This is a genomic window from Promicromonospora sp. NPDC060271, assembly GCF_042726755.1.
GTDB lineage: Bacteria > Actinomycetota > Actinomycetes > Actinomycetales > Cellulomonadaceae > Promicromonospora.
Map to the genome: position 1 here is coordinate 18,478 of NZ_JBHXBG010000076.1, position 8,548 is coordinate 27,025.

Consider the following 8,548-nt stretch of genomic DNA (forward strand, 5'->3'; position numbering starts at 1 on the left):
GACCTAGGCATAGGAGTGCTATGCACATCGACAAGGATCTGGTGGCCGCCTCGGCCACACCGCTCGTCCTCGGCATCCTGGCCGAGGGCGAGTCGTACGGCTACGCGATCGTCAAGCGCGTCAACGAGCTCTCCGGCGGGCGCATGCAGTGGACCGACGGGATGCTGTACCCGTTGCTGCACCGGCTGGAGCGGCTCGGGTACGTCGAGGCGAGCTGGGGGACCTCGGAGGCAGGACGCCGCCGCAAGCACTACGCGATCACCCCGGGAGGCCGGGAGGTGCTCGCCGAACGGCAGCAGCAGTGGTCGGTCGTCGCCGACGCGCTCAAGCAGGTGTGGCAGGACGTCCAGATACCCCCAGCACGGGTAGAAGGGTGGGCCTGATGAGCGAGCACGCTGCCGGCGAGGCGCGCGGTACGGCCGAGCACGCCGTCCTGGAGGAACAGTTCGACCAGTGGCGCGGCTACGTCCAGCGGCGTCGGGCGATCTCGGCGGCCGACGTCGACGAGATGGAGGACCACCTGCGCGGCCAGGTCAACGACCTGACGGCCAGCGGTCTTGACGACGAGGAGGCGTTCCTCGTCGCGGTCAAGCGCATGGGCAACCTCGACGAGGTCTCGCGAGAGTTCGCCCGAGAGCACTCCGACCGGCTCTGGAAGCAGCTCGTGCTCGTGCCGGAGGAGCCGGGCGACGGCGGTCGGTGGCGCGAGCTGGGCGTGGTCCTTGCGCTCGCGGTCACCGCGGGTATCTGGGTCAAGATCCTGCTGGACGCGGCGGGCGACGACGAGCTGGTGCTCGTGCGCAACGCAGCCTTCGCCGTCCTGCCGTTCCTGGCCGGCTACTTCGCGTGGAAGCGCCGCGTCCCGTGGCGGGCCGGGGCGACCCTGCTCGCCGTGACGGCCGCGATCGCCCTGGTGGTGAACCTCTACCCGTTCGAGTCGGGGCCCTACGACGAACCAGGCATGACGCTGTTCCTCGCGATCACCCACACTCCCGTGCTGCTGTGGCTGCTCCTGGGCGTCGTGTACGCGGGGGGCGCGTGGCGGTCCGGCGCCCGGCGCATGGACTTCGTCCGGTTCACCGGCGAGCTGATCATCTACCTCGCGCTGATCGGGCTCGGCGGCGGCCTGCTCATCGGGCTCACGTTCGGCATGCTCGACCTGGTCGGCGTGGACTTCGAGCCGTTCCTCGGCGACTGGCTCCTGCCGTTCGCGATGCCCGGAGCGCTGCTGGTCGGCGCCTGGCTCGTGGAGGCCAAGAAGAACGTCGTCGAGAACATCGCACCGGTGCTCACCCGGGTGTTCACGCCGCTCACGATCGTGATGCTGGTCGCGATCTTCGTGGTCCTGCTCGTCAACGGGCCGCTGACCGCTGTGGATCGCGAGCTGCTCATCCTCATGGACGCCGTCCTGGTGCTCGTCCTGTTCCTGCTGCTCTACTCGATCTCGGCCCGTGACCCGCTGACCCCGCCAGGAATCTTCGACTGGATGCAGGTGGTGCTGCTCTGCGCGGCGCTCGCCGTCGACGCCGTGGCCCTGACCGCGATGCTCACCCGTATCGCCGAGTTCGGGTTCACCGCCAACAAGGTCGCCGCGCTCGGGCTCAACCTCGTGCTCCTGGTGCACCTCGGCTGGGCGGCCTGGCTCGCGGCCGGCTTCGTGCGCGGCCAGCGCACGTTCGCCGCGATCGAGCGGTGGCAGACGCAGTACCTTCCCGTCTACGCGATCTGGGCGGCGGTCGTGGTGGTGCTGTTCGGACCGGTCTTCGGCTTCGCGTAACCCGGACGTGCATGATCGGGGCATGAAGTCTCCCGACTCCGCCCTCAGCAGCGTCCCGGGCAGGGACTGGTATCTGCGACCGGTCCTCGACGTCGCCCGGGACCTGCTGGGGGCCACGCTCACGACGCGCACGCCCGACGGCGTCGTCTCCCTGCGCCTCACCGAGGTGGAGGCGTACGACGGCGCCACCGATCCCGGCTCGCACGCCTTTCGCGGCCCCAACCGGCGGAACGCGACGATGTTCGGCGAGCCCGGACGGCTGTACGTCTACCGCCACCTTGGCCTGCATCACTGCGTCAACGTGGTGTGCGGGCCGGAGGGAGAGGCGTCGGCCGTGCTGGTCCGGGCCGGCGAGGTGGTCGACGGCGCGGACCTGGCCCGGTCCCGCCGCCTCGCCTCCGGCGTGGTCCGGGCCGACCGCGACCTCGCACGCGGCCCGGCGCGCCTGGCGGTCGCCCTGGGCCTCGATCTGTCCGACGACGGCGCGGACGTCACCGACCCGGACGGCGCCGTGCTGCTGAGCCGCCCACCGGCCGTGTCGTCGCAGGCCGAGCCTGTCGAGACCTCTGACGTCGCCGTCCGCACCGGCCCGCGTGTCGGCGTGAGCGGCGACGGCGGCAGCGCCGACCTCTTTCCCTGGCGCTTCTGGCTGGACGCCGAACCGACCGTCTCGGTCTACCGCAGGGCCTGACCCGGCCCTCAGCGAGCCTCGGGGTACGTCTCCTTCAGCACCCGGGCCAGGTGCCGCACGATCTCGCGCGGCCCCGACCTCGCGGTGGTCCGCTCGACGTCGCTGTTGTAGTTCGTGTTGGTGTTCACGTCGTACGTCAGGACTCGGCCGTCCGCGGTCCGGATGTTCTCGATCCCCGCCACCTCGATCCCGTGCCGCCGCGTGAACTCCAGGTACTTGGCGACCACCGGGTCGTCGTAGCCCTCGCGCTCGGAGAACAGGCCCCAGTCCTCGTCGGGCGCCATGGAGATGGTCGCGCCGACCGGCGGGACCGGCCGGCCCGTCTCCGGGTCGATCGCGCACGCGTCGGCGGGGCAGAGCTGGAACCCGCCGCGTTCCGTGTCGCCGCGCACGGCGTAGACCATCTCACCGCCGACGATCTCCACGCGAGTGATGCCGCCGTCGGCCGCGACCACGTACTCCTGGATCAGCGTGATGCCGTCGACGGGCTCCTCGTACTCGGCGGAACCCACGTAGTCGGCGAGGTCGCCGAACGACTCGAACTTGCGCACGCCGAGGCCCTTGCCGCCCTGGTTGTGCTTGGTGACGAACGGGGTGGGGAACCCCTGCGCGGCCTTCAGCACCTGATCGCGCCCGACGGCGGCCACGGTGCGGGGCGTGTCGATCCCGGCGGCGCGCAGCGCCGTGAGCTGGTCCACCTTGCTGACCTCGAGCTCCAGCACGCGGCGGCCGTTGACCGTGCGCCGCCCGGCGGCCTCCAGCCAGGACAGCACAGCACGCGAGTAGTCCTTGGTGAGCCCGTGGTCGCGCGTGTGGCTGCTCGCAGAGATGCGGGACCAGAAGATCCCCTCCGGCGGTGCTTCGTCGAGGTCGAGCACGCCGTCCGTCAGCACCCACTCGACGTACTCGACCCCCTCGGCGGCGAAGGCCTCCGCGAACGGGGGAAACCACTCGGGGTTCTCGTGCAGGGCATAGATCTTTGGGGTGCTCACAGGAACCTTCCGAACGCGGGGCTGCCGTCAGTGGGACACGACAGTCAGTGGGACGCGTCAATCGTTGCACGCGAGCCGGGGTCGTCCTCGACGGGCTCCGGGGCCACGTCGACCTGCGCGAGGGAGCGCCGAGCGGCCGGCACGGCGAGGATCGCGCCCAGCACGGCGACCAGCAGGGCACCTGCCAGGATCAGGAGCGACTCCACGGAGTACCGGTCGGCCAGCGGGCCGAACACGACCATGGACAGCGGCATCGCGACGGTCATCACGATCCCGACGAAGCCGAACACCCGGCCCTGCATCTCGGGCTCCACCCGCTCCTGGAGGATCGTGAACGCCGGCGTGTTGAGGGTCGCGAAAGTGATGCCGATCAGCAGGCCGAGCCCGAAGAACACCCACATGTTCGTCGAGAGGCCGAGGCCCGCGACGAGCACGCCGGTGGTCACGACGGAACCCACCATGAGCCGCACCCGGCGCTTGATCCGCGGACCGACGGTGGCCATGATGATGCCGCCCAGCAGCATGCCGCCGCCCCAGAAGAGCTCGTTGGCGGTCAGCTTCCACACCTCGTCGCCGAACGTGCGGGTGACCATCAGCGGCGTGAGGTAGCTCGGTGCGCCGACCAGGAACATCACCAGGGCGAACAGCGAGACCAGCCACTTCACGGGGCCGTTCGAACCGATGTACCGCACACCCGCGACGAGATCGCCGAAGTAGCTGACCGGCCCGCTCTCGGCGTCGGCCCGTACCAGACGGGGCACGGTGACCAGGGCGAGCATCCCGACGCCGATGAGCGCGGTCGCCGCGTCGACGAAGAACACCGTGACGATGTCGTAGGACGCATAGACCACGGCCGCCAGCGCGGGGGCGAGCAGCATCATCCCCGACTGGATCGACTGGAAGATGCCGTTGACGCGCATGAGCTGGTCGGCCGGCGCTATCTGCGGGATCATCGCGCTCACCGCGGGCGTCTGGATGCCCGCGAAGGTCGATCGGACGGCCAGTGCGACGTAGATGATCCACAGGTCGTCGACACCGCTGACCATCAGCAGGGCCAGTCCGAGCGTGACGACGGCGATGGTCGTGTCGGCGCCCATGATCAGGAGCTTGCGGGAGTGCCGGTCGGCCCACACCCCGCCGAAGATCGACATGACCGCCTGCGGCAGCATGCCGAAGACGATGCTCATCATGAGCACGGCCCCGGACCGGGTCTCGATGGTCAGGTGCCACATGACGGCGAACATGACCAGCATCGACCCGAGCAGCGAGATCGTCTGTCCGGTCAGGAACAGCGCTACGTTCCGCTTCCAGCCGGGCATGTCGTTGTCGGTCACGTCGTGGTCGGTCATGGTTCCAGCCTGCCTGACGAGATGGCCGAGCGCTGAGGCTTTTTCGTTTCCATGGGACGTCCGACGACGCGGCGCGCCAGAACTCATCGGCGCCGTGCCGCTCCCGCCGTCGGGCAGACTATGACGGTGGGCCCAGGACGGGCCCCGACCCACGAAACAAGGAGCAACCACGGTGACCGACATCCTCGACGAGCTGCAATGGCGAGGCCTGGTGGCACAGTCCACCGACGAGGCCGCGCTGCGTTCTGCGCTGTCGGAGGGCACCGTCGACTATTACGTGGGCTTCGACCCCACCGCGCCGTCCCTGCACATCGGCAACCTGGTCCAGATCCTGACCGCGCGCCGGCTGCAGGACGCCGGGCACCGGCCCACCGCGCTGGTCGGCGGCGCGACCGGGCTCATCGGCGACCCCAAGATGGCGGGCGAGCGCACGCTCAACGACCCGGAGGTCGTCGCGGGCTGGGTTGAGCGCATTCGCGGCCAGATCGAGCCGCTGCTCATCTGGGACGGACCCAACGCCGCCACGATGGTGAACAACCTGGACTGGACGTCAGGGCTGTCGGCGATCGCGTTCCTGCGCGACATCGGCAAGCACTTCCGGATGAGCACCATGCTCGCCAAGGACACGGTCGCGCGGCGGCTCAGCTCGGACGAGGGCATCAGCTTCACCGAGTTCAGCTACCAGGTGCTGCAGGGGATGGACTTCCTCGAGCTGTACCGGCGACGCGGGGTGACCCTGCAGACGGGCGGCAGCGACCAGTGGGGCAACCTGCTCGCAGGCGTCGAGCTGGTCCGCAAGGCCGAGGGGGTGGGCGTCCACGCGCTCACCACGCCGCTCATCACCAAGGCCGACGGCACCAAGTTCGGCAAGACCGAGGGCGGCGCCGTCTGGCTCGACCCGGACATGACGAGCCCCTACGCCTTCTACCAGTTCTGGCTCAACCAGGCGGACGCCGACGTCGTGAACTACCTCAAGGTGTTCACCTTCCGCAGCCGGGAGGAGATCGCGGAGCTGGAGCGCGAGGTGGCCGAGCGACCCTTCGCCCGCGAGGCCCAGAAGGCGCTCGCCGGCGACGTCACCACGCTGGTGCACGGCGCGGACGCGACCGAGGCGGTCATCGCGGCGAGCCAGGCGCTGTTCGGCCGCGGTTCGCTCGACGACCTCGACGCCCGCACGCTCGCCGGAGCGGTGTCGGAGCTGCCGAGCGTTACGGCCAAGGCAGGTGACCTCGTCGTCGACCTGCTGGCGGGTTCGGGGATCGTCGCCTCCAAGGGCGAGGCCCGCCGCGCGGTCAAGGAGGGTGGCGCCTACGTGAACAACGTCAAGGTCACTGCCGAGGACCAGGCTCTGACGTCCGAGGACCTGCTGCACGGCAGGTTCGCCGTCCTGCGGCGCGGGAAGAAGACGCTGGCGGTCGCCGCGTCGGAGTGATGTCACCCGGTACGGCCGCCTGACCGGCCGGTACGTACGACGGCGGTCGCCTGCTGACGAGCGGGCGGCCGCCGTCTCGCATGCCCGCGCGCTGCTTACCGCTGACTCTTGCCCGATATCGGGCAAGAAGTTGCTGATCGGGATCGAGATGTACGAGTCTCACGGCATGAGGACGTCTTCCGACCTCGTCGCCCACGTGGCGACGTCCACAGGACTCACGCCCGCCGAGGCGGCACGGGTGATCGGCGACGTCGTGGCGTACTACGCCACCCCGGTCGAGGAGATCGTCCGGCGGCGGCACGCCGAGCTCAAGACCCATGGGGCCAAGAACCCCGAGATCTTCGCGCGCATCGCGGCCGAGCTGGAGCACCGGGTCGTCGCGGCGCCCCGGCTCAGCGAGCGGCAGCTGCGCCGGATGATCTACGGCTGAAGACCTACGGCTGAAGGAGAACAGACATGTGCGGAATCGTCGGTTACGTGGGAGGCCAGAACGCAGCCCCGCTGCTCGTGGAGGCGCTCGGCCGGCTGGAGCACCGGGGGTACGACTCGGCGGGCGTCGCCGTCGTCGGCCCCCAGCTTCGGGTGACCAAGCGCGCGGGGCGGGTGCGTGACCTCGCCGAGGTGCTGCCCAAGCGGATGCCCGGGCGCGTCGGCATCGGCCACACCCGCTGGGCCACCCACGGCCCCGCGACGGACGCCAATGCCCACCCGCACACCGACACGAGCGGCACGGTGGCGGTGGTGCACAACGGCATCGTCGACAACGCCGCGGCGCTGCGCGCACGGCTCACCGACGAGGGCGTGGCGCTCGCGAGCGACACCGACACCGAGGTGTTCGCTCACCTCGTCGCCCGGTCGGACGCCGACACCCTCGAGGGCAAGGTCGTGGACGCCCTGGACGCCGTCGAGGGCACGTACGGGCTCGCCGTCGTGCACGCCGACTTCCCGGACCGCGTGGTGGTGGCCCGCAACGGCAGCCCGCTGCTCGTCGGGGTGGGGGACAAGGAGATGTTCATCGCGTCCGACCTCGCGGCACTGGTGCGGCACACCACCACGGTGGCGCACCTGACCGACGGCGAGCTGGCGACCGTGACGGCGTCGGGCTTCACGACGTTCCGCCGCGACCTGACGCGAACGCAGACCACGGCGCGCGAGGTCGACGTCGACCCCAGTGCCTACGAGCACGGACAGATCGACGGACGCCCGCGCATGTACACGGAGATGCTCGAGCAGCCGGCCAGCGTGGAGCGGGCGCTGCGCGGGCGCCTGGACGAGCGGTTCGCGACGGCGCACCTGGGCGGGCTCGACATGGACGCCCGCGAACTGCGCGCCGTGCGGCGCGTCAAGATCCTGGGCTGCGGTTCCGCGTACTACGTGGGTCAGATGGGCGCGTCCCTCATCGAGGAGCTCGCGCGCATCCCCGCCGACGCGGAGGCAGCGAGCGAGTTCCGCTACCGCAGCCCGGTGATCGAACCGGACACGCTCTACGTGGCGGTGAGCCAGTCGGGCGAGACCATCGACACGCTGCTGGCGGTGGAGGAGATCCGCCGCAAGGGTGGCCGGGTCATCGGCCTGGTCAACGTCGTGGGCTCCGCGATCGCCCGGGCCTGCGACGGCGGGATCTACCTGCACGCCGGACCGGAGATCGCCGTCGCCTCCACCAAGGCGCTCACCACGATGTTCGTAGGGTTCGCGCTGCTGGCGCTCCAGCTCGGCCGGGTCCGTGACCTGTCCGTCGCCGACGGACGCAGGCTCGTGGCAGGGTTGCAGAACCTGCCGGCTCAGATCGAGCAGGTGCTCGACGGCGAGGCACGTATCGCTGAGGCCGCGAAGGCGCTCGCTGCCGCCGAGAGCCTGTTCTTCGTCGGCAGGGTCCGTGGATACCCGGTGGCGCGCGAGGGCGCGCAGAAGTTCAAGGAGATCAGCTACCGGCACGCAGAGGCGTACCAGATGTCGGAGCTCAAGCACGGACCGCTCGCCCTCATCTCGCCCGAGGTGCCGACCGTGGCCATCGTGCCGGACGACGAGCTGACCGACCGCAACGTCGCCGCCCTGCACGAGATCGCCGCCCGTGGGGGGACGCTCGTCGTCGTCACGCATCCGGGCGTGGACCTGGGGGAGCTGCGTGCGGAACGGATCGACGTGCCGCGCAGTGAACGAGAGCTCGACCCGGTGCTGCTGACCGTGCCGTTGCAGCTGCTGGCCTACCACGCTGCCCTGAGCCTCGGGCACGACGTCGACAAGCCGCGGAACCTGGCCAAGTCGGTGACCGTGGAGTGACGGCGACGGCGGCGGACCCCTGTCGGG

At 70.3% G+C, this 8,548-nt stretch carries 8 protein-coding genes; 6 read left to right on the forward strand and 2 right to left on the reverse strand.

Translation table 11 applies throughout. From position 1 onward, the window contains the following. Positions 1-20: 20 nt before the first annotated feature. Genes ACFWE2_RS13590 through ACFWE2_RS13600 form a run of 3 tightly spaced genes read left to right on the forward strand, consistent with a single transcriptional unit; the run spans position 21 to position 2,468 of the window. Positions 21-383, forward strand: coding sequence for a PadR family transcriptional regulator (locus ACFWE2_RS13590; protein ID WP_377224757.1), 363 nt, complete (start codon positions 21-23; stop codon positions 381-383). Beyond that, entirely contained in the window at positions 383-1,777 is a 1,395-nt protein-coding gene (locus tag ACFWE2_RS13595; RefSeq protein WP_377224758.1) for a permease prefix domain 1-containing protein, read from the forward strand. The genes ACFWE2_RS13590 and ACFWE2_RS13595 overlap by 1 nt, the downstream gene beginning before the upstream one ends. Before the next feature lie 22 nt (positions 1,778-1,799). Then, positions 1,800-2,468 carry a DNA-3-methyladenine glycosylase gene (locus ACFWE2_RS13600; protein ID WP_377224759.1) on the forward strand — a complete coding sequence of 223 codons (669 nt, stop codon included), beginning with the start codon at positions 1,800-1,802 and terminating at the stop codon, positions 2,466-2,468. 8 nt (positions 2,469-2,476) lie between these two features. On the opposite strand, the gene ACFWE2_RS13605 is transcribed toward ACFWE2_RS13600, so the two are convergent. Together ACFWE2_RS13605 and ACFWE2_RS13610 are read right to left on the reverse strand one after the other, a co-directional pair. After that, positions 2,477-3,460 carry a RimK family alpha-L-glutamate ligase gene (locus tag ACFWE2_RS13605; protein WP_377224760.1) on the reverse strand — a complete coding sequence of 328 codons (984 nt, stop codon included), beginning with the start codon at positions 3,458-3,460 and terminating at the stop codon, positions 2,477-2,479. Positions 3,461-3,504: 44 nt separating this feature from the next. Continuing rightward, on the reverse strand, positions 3,505-4,809 hold the full coding sequence (locus tag ACFWE2_RS13610) for an MFS transporter (protein WP_377224761.1): 1,305 nt from the start codon (positions 4,807-4,809) through the stop codon (positions 3,505-3,507). A 172-nt stretch (positions 4,810-4,981) separates the two neighbouring features. Between ACFWE2_RS13610 and tyrS the strand changes: the two genes are divergently transcribed. From tyrS to glmS, 3 genes are all read left to right on the forward strand, one after another. After that, positions 4,982-6,241, forward strand: coding sequence for a tyrosine--tRNA ligase (gene tyrS / locus ACFWE2_RS13615; protein WP_377224762.1), 1,260 nt, complete (start codon positions 4,982-4,984; stop codon positions 6,239-6,241). 166 nt (positions 6,242-6,407) lie between these two features. Beyond that, the gene (locus ACFWE2_RS13620; RefSeq protein WP_377224763.1) at positions 6,408-6,671 is read left to right on the forward strand and encodes a hypothetical protein; all 264 of its coding nucleotides are present in this window, start codon (positions 6,408-6,410) and stop codon (positions 6,669-6,671) included. Positions 6,672-6,697: 26 nt separating this feature from the next. Beyond that, positions 6,698-8,521 (forward strand): glutamine--fructose-6-phosphate transaminase (isomerizing), encoded by a 1,824-nt coding sequence (glmS, locus tag ACFWE2_RS13625; protein ID WP_377224764.1) that lies wholly within the window; start codon positions 6,698-6,700, stop codon positions 8,519-8,521. Positions 8,522-8,548 lie beyond the last annotated feature (27 nt).

Coding starts and splice junctions, on each gene's coding strand:
- ACFWE2_RS13595 (WP_377224758.1), top strand. CDS start 383: ATGAGCGAGCACGCTGCCGGCGAGGCGCGCGGTACGGCCGAGCACGCC.
- ACFWE2_RS13590 (WP_377224757.1), top strand. CDS start 21: ATGCACATCGACAAGGATCTGGTGGCCGCCTCGGCCACACCGCTCGTC.
- glmS (WP_377224764.1), top strand. CDS start 6,698: ATGTGCGGAATCGTCGGTTACGTGGGAGGCCAGAACGCAGCCCCGCTG.
- ACFWE2_RS13600 (WP_377224759.1), top strand. CDS start 1,800: ATGAAGTCTCCCGACTCCGCCCTCAGCAGCGTCCCGGGCAGGGACTGG.
- ACFWE2_RS13610 (WP_377224761.1), bottom strand. CDS start 4,809: ATGACCGACCACGACGTGACCGACAACGACATGCCCGGCTGGAAGCGG.
- ACFWE2_RS13620 (WP_377224763.1), top strand. CDS start 6,408: ATGAGGACGTCTTCCGACCTCGTCGCCCACGTGGCGACGTCCACAGGA.